This window comes from Vibrio sp. V01_P9A10T6 (assembly GCF_963877065.1).
Taxonomy (GTDB): Bacteria; Pseudomonadota; Gammaproteobacteria; order Enterobacterales; family Vibrionaceae; genus Vibrio; species Vibrio anguillarum.
The window spans coordinates 1-16,586 of record NZ_CAWNTB010000197.1 but is presented as its reverse complement, the minus strand read 5'-3'; the positions used below and the strand labels follow the sequence as shown (position 1 = coordinate 16,586).

General features: G+C 46.0%; 13 protein-coding genes. 5 read left to right on the top strand and 8 right to left on the bottom strand.

Translation table 11 applies throughout. From position 1 onward, the window contains the following. Window positions 1-31: 31 nt before the first annotated feature. The 3 genes from AACQ21_RS15255 to tesA form a co-directional block, all read right to left on the bottom strand. On the bottom strand, window positions 32-1,942 hold the full coding sequence (locus AACQ21_RS15255; RefSeq protein ID WP_094151194.1) for a sensor domain-containing phosphodiesterase: 1,911 nt from the start codon (window positions 1,940-1,942) through the stop codon (window positions 32-34). 200 nt (window positions 1,943-2,142) lie between these two features. After that, window positions 2,143-3,342, bottom strand: coding sequence for an enoyl-ACP reductase FabV (gene fabV, locus AACQ21_RS15250; protein ID WP_017043170.1), 1,200 nt, complete (start codon window positions 3,340-3,342; stop codon window positions 2,143-2,145). An 81-nt stretch (window positions 3,343-3,423) separates the two neighbouring features. Then, on the bottom strand, window positions 3,424-4,026 hold the full coding sequence (gene tesA, locus AACQ21_RS15245) for a multifunctional acyl-CoA thioesterase I/protease I/lysophospholipase L1 (protein ID WP_105977594.1): 603 nt from the start codon (window positions 4,024-4,026) through the stop codon (window positions 3,424-3,426). Here tesA and AACQ21_RS15240 point away from each other — a divergent pair. The 3 genes from AACQ21_RS15240 (at window position 4,025) to AACQ21_RS15230 (ending at window position 8,897) form a co-directional block, all read left to right on the top strand. After that, window positions 4,025-4,699, top strand: coding sequence for an ABC transporter ATP-binding protein (locus tag AACQ21_RS15240; RefSeq protein WP_013867953.1), 675 nt, complete (start codon window positions 4,025-4,027; stop codon window positions 4,697-4,699). The two genes, tesA and AACQ21_RS15240, sit on opposite strands and share 2 nt — an antisense overlap. After that, on the top strand, window positions 4,699-7,140 hold the full coding sequence (locus tag AACQ21_RS15235; protein ID WP_105977593.1) for an ABC transporter permease: 2,442 nt from the start codon (window positions 4,699-4,701) through the stop codon (window positions 7,138-7,140). Before AACQ21_RS15240 ends, AACQ21_RS15235 begins: the two co-directional genes overlap by 1 nt. A gap of 275 nt (window positions 7,141-7,415) precedes the next feature. Beyond that, entirely contained in the window at window positions 7,416-8,897 is a 1,482-nt protein-coding gene (locus tag AACQ21_RS15230; protein WP_105977592.1) for an FAD-dependent oxidoreductase, read from the top strand. A gap of 44 nt (window positions 8,898-8,941) precedes the next feature. Here AACQ21_RS15230 and AACQ21_RS15225 read toward each other — a convergent pair whose 3' ends face one another. The 3 genes from AACQ21_RS15225 to AACQ21_RS15215 are packed head-to-tail and all read right to left on the bottom strand — an operon-like array spanning window position 8,942 to window position 11,386. Then, window positions 8,942-9,886 carry a 5-oxoprolinase subunit C family protein gene (locus AACQ21_RS15225; protein ID WP_105977591.1) on the bottom strand — a complete coding sequence of 315 codons (945 nt, stop codon included), beginning with the start codon at window positions 9,884-9,886 and terminating at the stop codon, window positions 8,942-8,944. After that, window positions 9,868-10,587: a 5-oxoprolinase subunit B family protein gene (locus tag AACQ21_RS15220; RefSeq protein ID WP_105977590.1), complete on the bottom strand. Its 720-nt coding sequence runs from the start codon at window positions 10,585-10,587 to the stop codon at window positions 9,868-9,870. The genes AACQ21_RS15225 and AACQ21_RS15220 overlap by 19 nt, the downstream gene beginning before the upstream one ends. Window positions 10,588-10,642: 55 nt before the next feature. Further along, window positions 10,643-11,386 (bottom strand): 5-oxoprolinase subunit PxpA, encoded by a 744-nt coding sequence (locus AACQ21_RS15215; protein ID WP_105977595.1) that lies wholly within the window; start codon window positions 11,384-11,386, stop codon window positions 10,643-10,645. A 208-nt stretch (window positions 11,387-11,594) separates the two neighbouring features. Here AACQ21_RS15215 and galE point away from each other — a divergent pair, with 208 nt between their 5' ends. Then, window positions 11,595-12,611 carry a UDP-glucose 4-epimerase GalE gene (gene galE / locus AACQ21_RS15210; protein WP_029189705.1) on the top strand — a complete coding sequence of 339 codons (1,017 nt, stop codon included), beginning with the start codon at window positions 11,595-11,597 and terminating at the stop codon, window positions 12,609-12,611. Window positions 12,612-12,706: 95 nt separating this feature from the next. On the opposite strand, the gene AACQ21_RS15205 is transcribed toward galE, so the two are convergent. Together AACQ21_RS15205 and AACQ21_RS15200 are read right to left on the bottom strand one after the other, a co-directional pair. After that, the gene (locus AACQ21_RS15205; RefSeq protein ID WP_181185604.1) at window positions 12,707-14,134 is read right to left on the bottom strand and encodes a methyl-accepting chemotaxis protein; all 1,428 of its coding nucleotides are present in this window, start codon (window positions 14,132-14,134) and stop codon (window positions 12,707-12,709) included. Window positions 14,135-14,320: 186 nt separating this feature from the next. Continuing rightward, window positions 14,321-15,538 carry an aromatic amino acid transport family protein gene (locus AACQ21_RS15200; RefSeq protein ID WP_017046094.1) on the bottom strand — a complete coding sequence of 406 codons (1,218 nt, stop codon included), beginning with the start codon at window positions 15,536-15,538 and terminating at the stop codon, window positions 14,321-14,323. A gap of 606 nt (window positions 15,539-16,144) precedes the next feature. Here AACQ21_RS15200 and AACQ21_RS15195 point away from each other — a divergent pair. After that, window positions 16,145-16,586 (top strand): DEAD/DEAH box helicase (locus AACQ21_RS15195; protein ID WP_146127557.1); only part of this gene is annotated, 442 nt, incomplete at its 3' end.

The following is a 16,586-nucleotide window of genomic DNA, read 5'->3' as shown; positions in this document are numbered from 1 at the left end:
GAGCAAAGACATGATAAGGGATTCCTTTATCCTACAAAACCTTTGTCTCGACAGGGTATGCATAATTTTGGTTCAGCAGCCCAGCCTCAAACTCGTCACAAGGCATCGGTTTACCATAGAAATAGCCTTGGCCAAACTCACACCCTTCACTGATGATAAAGTCTTCTTGGCTTTGATTTTCAATCCCTTCGAGGATCACTTTCAGCTTTAATTTTTTGGCAACGTGAATGATTGAGCGAACAATTTCTTTATCTTCCTCACTTTGATCCAATTGATGTACAAAGCTTTTATCTATTTTTATGCAATCGAAGGGAAATTTTTTCAAATAGCTGAAAGAGGCGTAGCCCGTGCCGAAATCATCAAGTGACAACGTCACACCTAGTTGGTGTAGAATTCGCAGTGTGTTGCGAGCCACCACTTCATCCGCAATCAAACAGCTTTCTGTTACTTCCAACTCTAAGTACCGAGCTGGAAGTTGGTAGGTGTTCAGTAGCTCACGAACTTGGTCTGCGAATTGGGCATTCTTCAATTGGACGGCTGAAACGTTAATGGCCATTTTGAAATTATCGACCTGTTTTGCCCATTGGCTCGTTTTTTCGATGGCCGATCGCAGGACAAAGTTACCCACTTCAAAAATCAGTCCATTTTGTTCGGCCATGTGAATTAAGGTTTCATTGGATATATCGCCCAATACGGGATGGCGCCAACGTAGTAGCGCTTCTGCCCCCGTCCAGCGATGAGTGGTTGGAGAGACCTTAGGTTGAAAATAGAGCATGAGCTCATCGTTGCGCACTGCTCGTAATAAGTAGCTTTCTAATTGGTTGATTTGCCGGAGTGAGTCACTGAACACTTGCGAGTGATAGCAAAACTTATGACCGGAATCTTTGCAAGAGACCATGGCAGCAGAAGCTTGTTTGAGCAGTTCTATAGCATTGTCAGTGTCTAAACTCGTTGCAATACCAATATAGGAATGAAGATGAACATTATGGTCATCGAGCTTAAATTCAGAATGACCGATTTCGACCAATTTATGGCACAACTTTTCCAGGTGACGCGCTAATAGTTTTGTTTTGACGATCAAGACTAAATCTGTCGACGTGGGTCGAGCGGTCAATATTTCAATTTTATCGCAGCGGCCTAATCGCTCACGATATCGAGCGATGACTTGATCCCATGCTCGGTAGCCAAAGTGAGATTGAATATGACGAGCATTAGTGAAACCAATATGAATGGCGGCAACTTCGGTGTGCTGTTTTGTTGCTTGTAAAAGGCTATTTTTGAGTTCCAGTTCAAGTGCGTTGCGATTTAAAAAACCTGTGCTGATGTCATGCCACTTTTGATATTGAATCTGTTGTTCTGCGGCGCGGCGTTTATCGATCTCTTGCGTGAGCGAGTAGTTGAGATCAGCAAGATCTTGTGTTCGGTTATCGACGCGAAGCTGAAGCTCATCATTGAGCTGCTGAAGTCTTACTTGTTGGTATAAGGTGGTGAGCTGGGATTCAATGGTATCGCGAAAACTTTCCAGTAACTGCCGATAGGTGGGGCTAAAATGGTTCTCCTTGCTATCGAGTACGCAAATGGTGCCAAACATATCACCATTCGGCCACTTTAATGGGATGCCACAATAGGCAATCATGCCCAGTGGTACATCTGGATTATGCATCCATTTTTTATCGGCTAAAGCATTCGGGACCAATAGTTCCTGCTGTGTTTGCATCACAGTTTCACAGTACAGACCTTGTCCTAAGGGTTCTTTATGTCCGGTTTGATAGGGGTTGTCGACGTTGGTATTTTTACAGAATATTTCGAGTTTTTGCTGGCTAGCACGCATGATTAATGCGCTCGGAACGTTTAAAATTTCAGCGAGTAAATTCACAATGCGCTGCCATCCATCCATCATTGAAGAGGGGATGAGCATCTCATGTGTCTTTATTTTCGACATATTATCAAATTCCTTTGGACGACAAAGCTTAAAAAAGCCGAGCATTCATTGCTCTAGACTGACGATGACAAGATCCGCTCCTATGACCATAGTATGGTATTAAGAATAAGAACGCGCCGCCAATGTAACAAAAAAAAGCCCCAATAAAATATTGGGGCATTGAGATAGTTAGCTGTGTCTCGTAAATGATACGGAAGGAGTTAATCGGCTTGCTTGATATAATGGTCGATATTAATTTCTTGAGCATAATCAACACAATCAAAGTCGAAGCCATTGAGCTGCATGAATTCTCGCTTAAAGCCCTTGTAATCACCTAGTTGCTTAAAGTTGTACTGATCCATTTTCTCCAGTAAATCGGCCACTTTTTGCTGAGTATCTGGGTTGAGCTCCCAATCATCCATACGGATCAGTCGTTCGCCATCAACGGGTACTTTGCCTTTGCTAGAGAGTTTTTCGCTAAACAGACGCTGCATCTGCTCGATACATCCTTCGTGCGTCTCTTTTTCTTTCATCACCTTATACAATGCGACAATGTAAGGGCTTAAATTGGGAATGAACACGCTCGCCTTCGTGACTAAAGCTTTACAAACAGTCGCATAAGCCCCGCCGCCATAGTTAGACAATTTTAGGTTGAGAGAGTGGCTGGTTTGGTGCAAATCAATTTTGGCGCGTCCCAGTGTACCGTCAAGATAAATGGGGTGAGTAATCTGAGGGCCGATGTATGAAAAAGCAATGGTTTTACACCCTTGTGCAATCGATTCAGTGTTGATCAGCGTATCTATCCAGTTTTCCCAATCCTCGCCACCCATCACTTTCAGTGTACTTTCGATCTCTTCGTCATTTGCAGGGGCAATGGTGGTTTCTACCCACGTATCGTTTTCTAGTAATATCGTCGCACCAGAAACGGCCTCACCAATCGGTTTGATGGCGGAGCGCCAATACTGATCTGAATTGGGTTTTGGTCTCATGCCGCTGGCGATACTGTAAATGACTAAATCGACTTCCCCTTCAAAATAGGTCTCTATCGCTTCAATCACTTGCTCGCGTACTGATGGTGAAAAAACATCCCCATCGATATTGACGGCGACTCGACCCGCTTGCTCGGCCTGTTGTTTAAAAAAGAGATTGTTGTACCAACCAGCACTACCAACCCCTTTTTCTGATGGCGTTTTTTCAAAGGAAACGCCAATCGTATCGGCTTCTGAACCACCAAAGGTTAGGGCAATGCGGGCGGCGAGCCCAAAGCCTGAAGAGGCGCCTAAAATGAGAACTCGTTTTGGCCCGTGAGTGATCGGTCTGCAAGATTTTACGTAATTAATCTGTTGTAACACAGCTTGTTCGCATCCGAGTGGATGAGCAGAGCGAGCGACCACACCTTTGATCACAGGTTCAATGTGCATAGTTTGTACCTTTGCGGTTAGGGGAATGGTCTAAAAAATATCGTAAAACTAGGTAAAGTTCATTGAGCTGAGGCATTAAAATCAGAGATGCTCTGCTAAATGTTGCGCAACAAAATTGGCGATCCACGGCTGAGCGTCGACCGTCGGATGTAAGCCATCGGCCATCATCCACTCGGGTTTAATGATCACTTGCTCTAAGAAAAAGGGCAGTAACGGCACAGTGTGTTGGAGGCTAAGCTCAGAATAGAGGCTATAAAAGGCATCGCTGTAGCGTTTGCCATAGTTTGGTGGAATGCGGATCTGCATCAAAAGAGGGGTTGAGCCTGATTTTTTTATTTGGCCAATGATGGCGGTTAAATTGCTGCTGATCAATTGAGGTGGAAAGCCACGCAATCCGTCGTTCGCACCAAGCTCAATAAGCACTGCATCAGGGGTATGCAGGGTGAGTAGTGACGGTAAGCGGGCTAGGCCATTGCCCGTTGTATCGCCAGAAATACTAGCATTAATGACATCAATGTCTGATTTACCTTCAGCTTGCAACGCATTAGGTAGCAAGCTAGGCCAAGCGTTTTCAATCGGCATTTGGTAACCGGCGCTTAAACTATCACCCAATATCAAGAGTGTGGTACTACTAGCGCTAGCCGAGAATAATAAAATACAAATCAAGGAAAGAAGTCGAGTCATGCAAACATCCGTTATTAGAGCACATTCATTATCTAAAACAGTCTCTACCAATCAAGAGCATTTAACAATCCTAAAAGAGGTAAACCTAGAGATCAAAAGTGGTGAAAGCGTGGCGATAGTCGGAACGTCTGGTGCGGGAAAATCAACCCTGATGACACTGTTGGCTGGGCTTGATACGCCGACACGCGGAGAGGTAGAGCTATTGGGCCAGCCATTGTCTCAACTGGATGATGAAGGACGTGCGGCGATCCGCAGTCAATCGGTTGGCTTTGTGTTTCAAAGCTTTTTGCTGATCCCAAGCTTGTCTGCGTTAGAGAACGTGACGCTACCTTGTTTGTTAAAAGGCGAAAAAGAGGATGTGGATCGTGCTAAATCCTTGTTGACGGCCGTTGGTTTATCGCATCGAATGCATCACTCTCCTGCACAACTGTCAGGGGGCGAGCAACAACGAGTCGCGCTAGCAAGGGCCTTTATGATCAATCCGAAAGTGTTGTTTGCCGATGAGCCTACTGGCAACCTTGATCAAGAAACCGCGGCAAAAGTGGTTTCATTATTGTTTGAATTAAATAAGCAGCACGGAACGACCTTAGTGCTGGTTACCCATGATCCCGCTCTTGCGGCTCAATGTGATCGTATTTTCCACATGCAAGCCGGTATGTTGGAGGAGCGGTAATGAGCGAGATGTCGAGCCGTTCACTCAATAAACGATTAATTCGCTGGAGCTTAGGTGAAATCCGCCACGGACAGTTGTGGCCTATTTCAGTGGCGCTAACCTTGATCATTGCTTGTATTTTCGCGTTGACTGCCTTAGCTGAGCGTATGGAGCAAGTGATTGTTAAACAAGGTAAAGATGCACTCACTGCCGATAGTGTGTTTGTTTCCGCAAACCCACCCCCAGCGTCATTGCTCGATCAGATCGAGCGCTTGCAATTGCCGTCTTCACAACTTACGCGTTACGCGACAATGGCATTCAGTGAGCGCGGTATGCAGTTAGTCACTGTCAAAGCGGTGGATAGTGCTTATCCGCTACGCGGTGAAATGCGTCTTTCTGATGATGTGACGACATTTCAGCACCTTGCGCCGAATCAACTGTGGTTAGATGAACGAGTGTTTGCGCAACTAGACGTTCAAATTGGTGATCAGGTCACGCTGGGCGATGCCGACTTTACGGTATCGGGACGCATCCTTGAGGAGCCGGGACTCAGCTTTAATCCATTTCAACAGATGCCCGCGGTGTTGATCCACCAAGACGATGTGGCTCGTACTGGTGCACTTCAATTGGGGAGTCGAGTGCAATTTAGCGTGTTCATTAATGGTGATGATGGACAGATTGAAGCAGTAAAACAGCCCGTTACTTTAACGCCTAGCGATCGTTGGCGCGACCGAAATAGCGCCAGCCGAACGAATGAGGTTTTTGAGCGGACAGAGCAATATTTGTCGTTAACCGTAGCGATTGTGATCATCATGGCGGCAACCACATTAGTCCTGACTTGTCAGCACTATGTTTCTACGCGGCAAAAAACCATCGCCATGTTAAAAAGCCTTGGAGCGAGCAAACGTTGGATCCGCCAATGGTTGATCGTACAAGTGGTGATTTTGTTTGTTTCTGCTGCGGTGCTTGGGGTATTGATCGGCATTGGCCTAGAGTCTTTATTACGCGTGCCGCTGGTGGATTTATTGCCTACGCCTTTACCGAGTTATGGCGCTAAACCCGCTTTTATTGCGCTGATGGCGAGTGTATTGATCGCTTTTCCTGCACTCGGCATTCCTTTACTGCATTTGCTAGATACCAGTGCGCTCAATGTCATGCAAACAGAGCGAGCGAAACCGAATCATCGCCGTAATGGGTTGCTCATCTTGATTCCGTTAGTGCCGATGCTGTGGGTTTATTGGAATAACCTCTTAGTGTGGATTGTGTTGGCTGGGATCGTGACGCTTTTTGCGGTGCTTGCTGTGGTCAGTGTTTTGGTGGCTCGTAGTTTAGGACGTCTTCCGCTCTCTACCGCGCTTAAATTAGCGCTCAGCCGAATCAATCGTTCGGCAATCACGACCGGAGTCCAGTTCGGCGCGTTAGGACTATCGTTAATGTTATTGGCGATCATCTGGTTAGTGCGTACCGATTTACTCTCTGATTGGCAGCGAACCTTACCCAGCGATGCTCATAACGCATTTGCACTCAACATTTCACCAAATGAAGTTAACGATTACCTTAACACGTTAGACAGCGCCAACATTGTGCGTTCGCAAGCCTATCCGATCATCCGAGGGCGTTTATCGACTATTAATGGCATAGAGGCCAAGCAACAAGCTCAAGGTGAAGAGGGGAGTGATGCGTTGAGGCGAGAGCTCAATTTCACTTGGGGAGAATCGCTACCCAGCAACAACCAACTGACGGCAGGAGCGTGGACAGAGCAAGGTGGCGTTTCGGTTGAATCCGACGTTGCTCGTGATTTGGGACTAAAACTGGGTGATAGTTTGGGGTTTGTGATCAATAGCCAAACCGTGGAAGCGAAAGTAAATTCCATTCGCCAAGTCGAGTGGCGAGAAATGAAGCCTAACTTCTATTTCATTTTTACCCCAGACCTATTGCAGGAGATCCCTGCCACGTGGCTGGTGAGTTTCAGAGCGCAAGATCAAGATAACGCCTTGCTTGCCACCCTTGCTCGCACTTACCCTACGGTCAGTTTGATGGATATCCGGGCAATGGGCGATAAGATTCAAACTTTGCTGACGCAAATTATCTGGTCAGTGACAGTGCTGGCCGCAATGGGCGTTATTGCTGGTATTTTGCTGATTTTTACTCTGTTGCGTTTAAGTTTAAGCCAGAGGCAACAAGAAATTCGCTTATACCGCACTTTAGGGGCCAGCAAGCGCCGCGTCGAGCAAACTATTTGGGCTGAATACGGTTTGATGGCGCTCATTGCCGGAGTCGTCGCAAGCCTTGGCTCTGACGCGGTGGTGGCCAGCGTCATGAAGTTCGGTTTTGAACTAGAACCTATGGCGCATTACAGCATGTGGTTGGTGCTACCCTTGGCGACGTTTTGCACATTATCGCTGGTCGTGAGTAGTTTAATTAAGCGGCTGTTAACCCCTATAAATAAAGAGTTTAACTAGCGATATCCATAATCCCAGACTGAGTTATCCACAAAAACAGTGGATAAAGTTTGGGATAACTCGACGGCTTGATAACGGCCTATTTGCGCTTAGCCCCGTAGTTACCTTGGGTTGCGCAGTTTTGTTATTCACAAGGTTGAAAAAACGTCGTTTTGGCTTTATTGAGTCAAGCAATTTTTTAAGTTATTTGTCGATTATGCGTATTGCTTGTTAGTCGTAAAACAGATAAGACCACGTGAAAAATGTGATTTTAATAACGCTTTACAAGCTTTAGAATGCATCCGGGTTTTCCAGAGTACTCGTATCTTATGTCATATAAAAAGTTCAATACAGATTCTCCATGTGTCGCAATTATTGGTGGGGGTGTGGCTGGTGCCACTGCCGCCGTTCATATGGGAGAACTGGGGCTCAATGTGCTGCTTTTGGAAAAAAGCGCTGGTCTCGTTAATGGGCCGCCGATTTGCCATCTGCACGCGGGCGGTAACCTCTATCGCGAAATTTCGCAGCAGCAGTGTCTTGAGTTACTTAAGCAGTCGATTGAAACCGTCAGGCTCTACCCCCACACGCTGAATAAGCGACCGACTGTGATTGCTGTTCCGCATAGTGATGGCGGTGAGCCGCAAGCCTTATTACCAAGGCTAGAGCTTATTCAGCGCAGCTATCAACAATTGGTTGATGAAGACCCACGTAATCAGCAGCTTGGTCAACCCCAAGAGTATTTCAAACTCTACAGCCGTGAAGCACTGCAGGTATTAGCAACTCAGCAACAGAGTGATCAACCGACATCATTCGATGATTGGGTGATCCCTTTTGCTCAACATGCAGATTTAAATCAGTTGAAGTACCCAGTCATTGCGGTGCAAGAATACGGTTGGAGTGTTTTTCGGCTGGCGGCCAGTGCTGAGCTTGCGTTAGCGGCGATGCCTCATTGCCAAGTTTTAACGCACGCTAAATTAATCAAATCTGATTTTATTGATGAGCAATGGCAGCTCGTTTATTTGGATGATCAAGAGCATGAACACGTTATCCATGCCGATTATTTAGTCAATGCATGTGGTTATGAAACGGGAATAGTCGATGATTTGGCTAAGGCTCCGCGTCAACGCTTGGTGGAATTTAAAGCGGCCTACGTTACCCGTTGGGCAGAATGCGACCAGCAATGGCCAGAAGTGATTTTTCACGGGCCAAGAGGCACCCCACAAGGAATGGCTCAGCTAACACCGTATGCTGATGGTCTATTTCAGTTGCATGGTATGACCGAGGGAATCACGTTATTTAAAGATGGGTTAGTGGCCTCGCAAGCTGGATCATCACAGCCCGTATTGCCTGATTATCTCGAACGCAAAATTAAGAACGGCTGGCAACAGGACGCACTGCAAGAGCGCAGTGAACGAGCCATACACCACATGAGTCAGTTCATCCCACACTATATTCAAGCACAAGTGGCTGGTAAGCCACTGTTTGGTGCGCAGCAAATTCCCGGCCAAGATGCCACATTACGAGCCGCTGATGTTACGTTTGAAGCTCATAATTATGCGCGAATCGAAGTGGTCAAAGGTTCATCTGCGTTGGAAGCGGCAACTAAAATTGTTCAGTATTGGCAGTTAGTGAACGATGAAGATTTGCTACAATCGATAGAAGTTCGTCACCCAATCAGCATGAGTTTGTCTCTTGAACAGGTGGAAGAGAAAGCCATCGCGTTAGCTAAGGCACGCGCTTATCCTGAAGAATTGGCAAAAATTGTCGGTATGGCTTGATTGGTGACACCTTGCGGTTTTCTAAAGGAGCAAGGTGATAGTCGTTAGTAGCCGAAATAACGCGCCCATTGGCACCAAACCTCTTGCAGGCCTTGTATATCACCTTTGACAAAACGTATTTTCTGCCCCGGTTTTGCTTGTGCCAAACGGGGCAGATCAATGCGAGCCACACACCCTAATTTAGGGTAACCGCCGATGGTTTGGCGATCGTTGAGTAAAATGATCGGTTGGCCATCTGGCGGGATTTGAATCGCCCCCAAAGCAATTCCTTCCGATAAAATAGGTGTCGCAGGTGGGGTAACCGTATCGCCATTAAGACGATAGCCCATGCGATCGGCATGCTGACTGACAGTGAAGCTGGTTTGATAAAAGCGATCGAGTTGCTGCGATGAAAATTGCAAGGCTTGGTAGCCTTCAATGACGCGTAATTTAAGTGGCAGATTATAATCAGGCTTATAACGAAAAGTGATGTGTACGGGTTTGTTATCGATAGCGTGGGGATTAAAGTGCAGTGAATCGCCCGCTTGCAGTGGTACGCCGTTTTGCGTTAACCCACCAAGCTGTTCTTTGGGTACGGTGGCAACACTACCTAAATGGTGAGGCACAATGAACCCTCCGCGCACGGCCAAATAAGCTCTTAAGCCATTTTTGGCTAGGCCAAATTTCAGTGTTTGCCCGGCTTGCGCGCTAAAGCTTTGCCAATTACCAATCAGTTTTCCATCTAACGTGGCCGATAAATCACCACCTGCAATTGCCAGCATACATGGATGTTCAACATGAAATTCCGCCTGACCAAGCGTGATTTCAAGCGTTGCTAAATTGACTCGGTTACCCAGTAAATGGTTGGCCCAACTGTAGGCGTAATCATCGACTGGTCCTGATTGAGTAACACCGATATGACTGAGACCAAAGCGTCCAAAATCTTGAATTAAGCTCAGTTGAGCGGGTTTTATCACCTGTAGTAGGGGGCTCATGAATGGTGCTCCCACTGCGCGGCTAATTGAGGTATTTCACCTCCTAATGATAAAAATTCCTCGCGAGTCATCGCTGTAAACTTCACTTTAGTTCCAATTGAAAAAGGCGTCATCGCTGTTTGATGAGGAGAAAAGAGCGCATGGGGGCAATTGGCGATGATATTCCATCCTCCGGGAGAGTTGTTCGGATAGACGGCCGTTTGCTGTTCTGCAATCGCGACGCTGCCTTTGGCCACACTAAGGCGTGGAGTGGCATGGCGCGGTAAGCGTAATTGTTCATCTACTTCAGCCATAAAGGCAAAGCCTGGTGCAAAACCGACGGCACAAACGGTGTAGACCGTTTGAGTGTGTAGCGCGATAACTTGTTGCGTGGATAAACCAAGCGCATGGTAGCGCTTCAAATCTGGGCCGACACTTTCATCGTAGTAAGCACCAAGCTCAACCAAATTGTGGGTGGCTTCCACAGCTAAAGATAAGGCCGCGATCGCTGTGAACAATTGCTGCTCTAGCTCCCTTTGAGTTATACGATAAGGAAGGTAATCGATCAAAATGGTAGTATAAGAGGGAGTGACATTCATCAGGTAAGCAGAAAACTGCACCATGATCTGTTGCGCAATTTGTCCGATATCGAGTGAGAGATCGGCCGATGGCGGGTGAGCAAAACGCAATAAGAGGCTGCATTCCGCAACGGGATCAATGCTGTAGTTCAATGTCACTTAATACTCCTTGTGATGCCGATGACGCCCTCATTAAAACTTCACGAGTAACGGTTCAACGCTCTTGTAGACAAAGACGGATTTTCTCTATCAGTTCAATCGCCGCCGGGTTATCGCCATGCACGCAAATCGTATCGGCTTCGATGGGGATCACAAAGCCATCCGAACTGGTCACTTTTCCGTAATCAACCAGTTGTTTAATTTGATTGATGATCGCCTCTTCATTAGTCAGCACTGCATTGGCTTGGCCTCTTGGAGTGAGCATACCATTAGCGAGATAAGTCCGGTCGGCAAAGGCTTCAAACAGCAATGGCACGTCATAAATATCGGCGATATCAAGGTAATCTTGGTTATTGCCTGAAGCTAAGATCATCAAGGGCACATTGAAGCAAGAAACTGCATCGACCACTGCGCGAAAGACAGATTTGTCACGCATCATATCGTTATATAAAGCCCCATGAGGTTTGACGTAGCTTATCTCGGCATTTTTGCTCTCACATAATGCCTTGAGTGCACCAATCTGGTAAATCAGTAACTCGCAGATCTCTTCTTCGCTAAAACTCATTGAACGGCGACCAAAACCTTGCAAATCGGGGTAACCCGGGTGAGCGCCAATCATTACATCAAATTGAATCGCCAGCTCAATCGTTCGGCTCATCACGTGTGGGTCAGAGGCATGAAAGCCACACGCAATATTGGCCATGTCAATCCAAGGCATCACCAACTCATCAGCGCCCATTTGCCATGCACCGAAGCTCTCGCCCATGTCACAATTGAGAGTGATTGTTCTTTTTGTCACGGGTTGCATCATCCTTGAGTGTCCATGTTGAGTAACTTGCCGTAATCAAAGGCAATATACAGTGATCCGATTCATTGTTTGGCGATAAGTATGGGCCGAAAGAGAGCGAATTGGCCTGATAGACAAACATTAAAGCAGATTGATTTATAAGTGAAGTTTAGGTTGAAAGTCGTTAAACTTGCACAACCAATGTCAGAAGGTAAAAACAATGAAAGTATTAGTGACAGGCGGGATGGGGTATATCGGCAGCCATACCTGCATTCAAATGATCCACGCCGGTATGACACCCGTAATTTTTGACAACTTATACAACAGTAAAGCATCGGTTTTAGAGCGCATCGAAAAAGTGTCCGGTGTGAAGCCGCTGTTCGTCCATGGTGATGTACGCAACCAAGCACAACTGGTTGAAGTGATGAAAGCGCAAAATATTCAAGCGGTGATCCATTTCGCAGGCTTAAAAGCAGTCGGTGAGTCAGTAGAAAAACCATTGGAATATTACGATAACAATGTGAATGGCACATTGGTACTGGTGGCGGCCATGCGTGAAGCTGGCGTGAAGGCACTTGTTTTTAGTTCATCTGCAACCGTATACGGTGACCCAGCCTCAGTGCCTATTACCGAAGATTTCCCAACCAGCGCGACCAACCCTTATGGCCGTAGTAAGTTAATGGTTGAAGAGTGCTTGGCCGATTTCCATAAAGCCAACCCAGATTGGAGCATTACACTGCTGCGCTATTTTAACCCTGTAGGTTCACATCCATCAGGCGAGTTAGGTGAAGATCCACAAGGTATTCCGAACAACCTAATGCCTTTTGTCTCGCAAGTGGCCGTGGGTCGAAGAGCATTTCTCTCTGTTTTTGGCAGTGATTACCCAACTAAAGACGGCACAGGGGTTCGCGATTATATTCACGTAATGGACCTAGCCGATGGTCATATTGCTGCGCTGGAAAAAGTAGGCCAACAAGCAGGCTTGCACATTTATAACCTAGGCACAGGAAATGGCTACAGTGTACTAGAGATGGTGAAAGCGTTTGAACAAGCGTCAGGTAAAAGCGTGCCGTACCAATTGGTCGAACGCCGCGCTGGTGATATTGCGGAGTGTTGGGCAGATCCAAGCAAAGCGATGGCGGATCTAGGTTGGAAAGCGACTCGCAGCCTAGAAGCGATGACACAAGATACGTGGCGTTGGCAGTCAAATAATCCACAAGGTTATCCTGAGTCTTAAGCTCTTGCTTCAACTTCTCTGCGATGAATGAAATAAATAGCCAGTCAAATGACTGGCTATTTTGATCTGACTTGGTTACTCAAGCAACCCAATGATCAGTTGGTCCGATAACGGCTTAAAATTTCACCAAGGTTGCGCGAAGCGTTTGCAAGGCTAGCGACACCTTGCGATGAGGTTTGCGCAACACTGCGAATCGCATTGGATTGTGTACGAATATCACTCAGCTCAGCAGCAATATCATTAGCAACGGCGCTTTGCTCCTCGGCTGAAGTTGAAATTTGAATACTCATGTCATTGATCATTTTTGCTGATTCAGCAATTTGATTGACGTTATTGCCGATGTTAGCGACTAAATCACTACTGGTTTGAGCTTGACTAACCGTTTGCTCAGTAATGCGTGCGATATCTTGACTTTCGGTTTGCAGCTTCTCAATCATGGATTGAATTTCAACAGTAGCCGCTTGCGTGCGGCTAGCTAAGGTGCGAACTTCATCAGCTACCACGGCAAAACCGCGCCCTTGTTCACCAGCACGTGCCGCTTCTATTGCAGCGTTCAGTGCCAATAAGTTCGTCTGTTGCGAAATGGCATTGATGGTGGTGATCACATCGTTAATCTGCGCCGTATTTTCATTCAATGTAGACACCGAATGAGAGGCTTGTTCAATGAACTTTGACAACTGGGAAATTTCATTAATCGCTTGCTGAACTAGCTGTGAGCTCTCTTTCGCTTGTTTTGAATCTTGCTCGGCTTGCTGATTGGCTTGTTGGGAAATGGTCGACACTTCTTGCGCCGAGGCCGTCATCTCTTCCATGGCCGTGGCGACGGAATCCAAGGAAGCGTATTGGCTACTGATTTGTTGCTCGCTCTCTTTCATCTCATGGGCAAAAGAGCTGGATGTTTCACCGAGAGTGGTGGCATTTTGTTTTACTGAAACTACCAGTTCGGTCAAGGTGTCCATGGCGTTATCGAGCGCGCAGCCAATGGTGCCAAACTCATCGCGACCGGGATGAAAACCTAATCGTGAAGTTAAATCACCTTTTGAAATTTTCAAGGTTGTTGTGTACAGCACCCACAATGCACCGCCAATAAAAGTAGCGACCCAATAGAGGAAAATAGCAAAAGGGATTGCCCACAAATAGCTCAACAGAAAAGTCGAGAGTGCCGATCGCCGAGCGTCTTTTTCAAGATAAGAGAGATTCTCTGTTAGCGCGTAAACTTTGCCATCGCTGTGTTTTACTGTGGCGGTAATCACCCCTTTTTGATAACTAGTTGCGGCTAAAGAATGGCGAGTTTCAACCGCTGAAAGGGTTTGTGGATCTGCGCCGCTGGCAAGGAGACCTTGCAGTTTGTACTCAACGGCCAACTTCGCTTGCGCTTCTATCTGGGCCAGTGAATCAACATAGCGATTTCCTGCGACAAAGCTTAAAGCGGTGAGGAATAAAGCGAAGATCACCCACATCTTGTCATTAATTGACATTTTAATGAACACGCGGTCAATCGTCCTGAACTGAACTTCTTTCATTGCTGCTCCGATATGCAAAAAAGTAATAGTAAATTTTATAAATATACTAAGGCTAAATGTGTGTGTTCGTGCAGAATTTTATGAAATGAATGTTGACTTAAATATCAAGATTGAGACTTTGATCTTATTTTAGGTTAAAAAAGTGGGGAGAGTAATATTACTCTCCCCACTTTTAACTTTAATTGATTAACCCAGAGCGGGTAGCACACCAAGGCTAATAAAGATTTGCGAAGTGACGATCATCAAACCAATGGTTGCTGTCATGGTCAAAGCCAGTTTGCCGCCTCTGACTTGATATTGTGTTTCACCCTGCAGTTGGAATACTTGGTTTGAACGCACTTTAATCACCATCACAATCGGTAAGAATATGGCCAAAATAGTCAACGCAATAGCTGCGTAACCGAGCGCCATAATAAAGCCTTGAGGGTAAAATAGCGCAAAGACTAATGGTGGCAGATAGGTGATGACGGAGGCAGCCATACGGTGCAATGGAATGTTCTTTTTCTTAATCGTATCGCCCATGAATTCAAACAAGCCCAAGCTTACGCCTAAGAATGACGTCAAAAGTGCAAGGTCGGCAAACACGCCAATAATGCTGCTTAAATTGGATTGATGAACGGTTTGCCCTAATGTCACAATTAGCGCACTCAGGCCGGAATTCTCAACCAGCTGAGGTTGGCTAACGACACCTAACGTGACGATCTGCCAAAAAATGTAAATAATCAACGGGATAGCAGAACCAATTAAGATGGCTTTGCGCAGCGAAGGGGTGTCGCCATCTAAGTAATTCACAATCGCCGGAATACTGCCATGGAAACCGAATGAGGTGAAAATGACGGGAATTGCAGCAACGATTAAGCCTTGCTCAAGTGGCATACTAAGCAAGTATGACTGAGAAACATTAGGTGCAAGAAATGAGAGCACTATAATCATCGCGACCATTTTACCGGCAAACAGCAGGCGGTTCACTTTATCAACCGTGCTGGTGCCGATCGTCACCACAAGTGCAACCAGTAAAGTAAAAAGCAAGGTGCCCAACGGATTGCTGATCTCAATGCCAGCAAACTCTGTCAGGCGATGAGTGAATTGTGCGCCGCCACCAGCAATGTAAGCTGCACAAAGCGAATAGAACAAAAATAGCATAGCAAAGCTCGCTACCCATTTTCCTTTTTGCCCTAAGATCTGTTTAGCCAATGTATGTAAGGTGGCGTCTTTGTCTGCATATTGATGGATTTCAACCATTAACAATGCAGTGAAAGCCATTAATGCCCAGAGGGCGATCATAATCAGTAATGATGTGCCAAAGCCGATACCTGCAGAAGCGAGCGGTAGAGCTAGCATGCCTGCACCGATAGTGGTCCCTGCGATGATCAAAGTACTGCCGAAAATCTTTGATTGAGTCATGGTGTAAAGTTCTTTATACGTTATGTTGTGTTTCAGGGAGTGATATATATGAATACAACGGGGTGTTGACCATTAATCCACTCATTTTGGGCTATATTGTAGAACTTCGGATTCATTTTCAACAGCTTTGTAAAAATAAAAATCCATGAATGTATTTTTTTGTTTACATGGCAAGGCGGCGGCTAAATAAGAGTGGTCGAAATCGTTTCGCTGTGATAGATATTGTGGTGATGATTAATTTGACCATTCGCTTTCAAAAAACTGTCATATAAATCATTTAAAAAGGATCTTGCGACGTGATAATCCCGTCTCAGTAAATATCAAAGGAGGTCGATTAATGAGTGACCAATATAAAAACGATGAGTGTTTAGAGTGGCTCGACGCCATGGAGATCGGATTTGATTTATCCGATTATGACTCTGTATCTCATGAATGCTCTGAACAGAGCGCAGAATAGTACCAGCCAGCAGCCTATGCTGGCTATGCTCCTTATATTCCCCCTCGTGTATCAATTCCCTAACACTATTGATTTCCGCTGATTTTGAATAGGCGATTACCTTGCGCTTTGTTACAATCCGCGCCCTGATTTCCAATAGGTAAGCTGCAATGTCTGATACTGTGCACCCATTCCAACGTTTAGGACTTTCAACCACATTAGTTAGCGCTCTGCAATCTTTAGGTTTTGAACAACCGACGGATGTTCAATCTCAAGCTATCCCGCATGTTTTGGCTGGTAAAGATGTCATGGCTGGGGCGCAAACGGGTACCGGCAAAACGGCAGCTTTCGGTTTACCTATTTTGCAACGTTTTCTTGATAACCAAGCCGAACGAGAAGCCAATAGTAAAGTTGTGCGTGCGCTCGTTTTGGTTCCGACTCGTGAGCTGGCTCAACAAGTGTTTGATAGCTTAAGTGCTTATGCACAAAGTACTACATTGAAGATTGTCACCGCGTATGGTGGAACCAGCATGCAAGTGCAAACACGTAATTTACGTGGCGGTGCGGATATTTTAATTGCGACGCCTGGGCGGTTAATTGACCATCTGTTTG

Bases quoted from the DNA above. Each gene is read 5' to 3' on its own strand.
- AACQ21_RS15255 (WP_094151194.1), bottom strand. From the start codon at position 1,942: ATGTCGAAAATAAAGACACATGAGATGCTCATCCCCTCTTCAATGATG.
- fabV (WP_017043170.1), bottom strand. From the start codon at position 3,342: ATGCACATTGAACCTGTGATCAAAGGTGTGGTCGCTCGCTCTGCTCAT.
- AACQ21_RS15240 (WP_013867953.1), top strand. From the start codon at position 4,025: ATGCAAACATCCGTTATTAGAGCACATTCATTATCTAAAACAGTCTCT.
- tesA (WP_105977594.1), bottom strand. From the start codon at position 4,026: ATGACTCGACTTCTTTCCTTGATTTGTATTTTATTATTCTCGGCTAGC.
- AACQ21_RS15235 (WP_105977593.1), top strand. From the start codon at position 4,699: ATGAGCGAGATGTCGAGCCGTTCACTCAATAAACGATTAATTCGCTGG.
- AACQ21_RS15230 (WP_105977592.1), top strand. From the start codon at position 7,416: ATGCATCCGGGTTTTCCAGAGTACTCGTATCTTATGTCATATAAAAAG.
- galE (WP_029189705.1), top strand. From the start codon at position 11,595: ATGAAAGTATTAGTGACAGGCGGGATGGGGTATATCGGCAGCCATACC.
- AACQ21_RS15205 (WP_181185604.1), bottom strand. From the start codon at position 14,134: ATGAAAGAAGTTCAGTTCAGGACGATTGACCGCGTGTTCATTAAAATG.
- AACQ21_RS15200 (WP_017046094.1), bottom strand. From the start codon at position 15,538: ATGACTCAATCAAAGATTTTCGGCAGTACTTTGATCATCGCAGGGACC.